The organism is Vibrio sp. 970, assembly GCF_033339075.1.
In genome coordinates this window covers 1-689 of sequence record NZ_JAWOTW010000338.1, presented here as the reverse complement: position 1 = coordinate 689, position 689 = coordinate 1, and the positions used below count along the sequence as shown (strand labels likewise).

General features: G+C 45.4%; 1 protein-coding gene. It reads left to right on the top strand.

The features are described from left to right. A partial coding sequence (locus R7Q11_RS26520; RefSeq protein WP_225467039.1) for a class II glutamine amidotransferase occupies nt 1-600 on the top strand: 600 nt, incomplete at its 5' end. Nucleotides 601-689 lie beyond the last annotated feature (89 nt).

The window sequence follows — 689 nt, the reverse complement described above, 5'->3', positions numbered from 1 at the left end:
CGTGGCGGAGTGAATTTAGAAAATACGCACCCATCCACACGTGAGTTGTGGGGCCAGTATTGGACCTTTGCTCACAATGGCCAGCTGTCTGATTATCAAGACCTGTACACTGGGCGCCATCGTCCTGTTGGTCAAACAGACAGTGAGCTCGCGTTTTGTTGGCTGCTAAAGCAGATGGAAGATCGATATCCAGAGCCTCCTCAGGACATGGAATCTGTTTTTCTCTACATCGCTAAATGTTGCGATCAGCTCAAAGAAAAAGGCGTGTTCAATATGTTGCTCAGCGACGGCGAATTTGTCATGACGTATTGTACTAATCACTTGTATTGGATTACGCGTCGCGCACCGTTTGGCAAGGCCGCTTTACTAGATGAAGATGTGGAGATCAACTTCCAAGAAGAAACAACACCAAACGATGTTGTTTCTGTCATTGCGACTCAGCCTTTAACCGGCAATGAGACTTGGCATCGAATGAAGCCCGGTGAATATGGTTTGTTTCACCTTGGTGAACTGATCCAAAACAATGCATCTGATTTGAAAGATGTGCCATTTGCAGCGCCCAAACCGGGTAATCAAGCTCCAACCGAACCGTTGGAATAACGACGTTTCTAGACATCAAGTTTTCCAAATAACAAAAAGGCAGTCACTCGACTGCCTTTTTTGATGCGATTTTGTATTGATTTTGTATG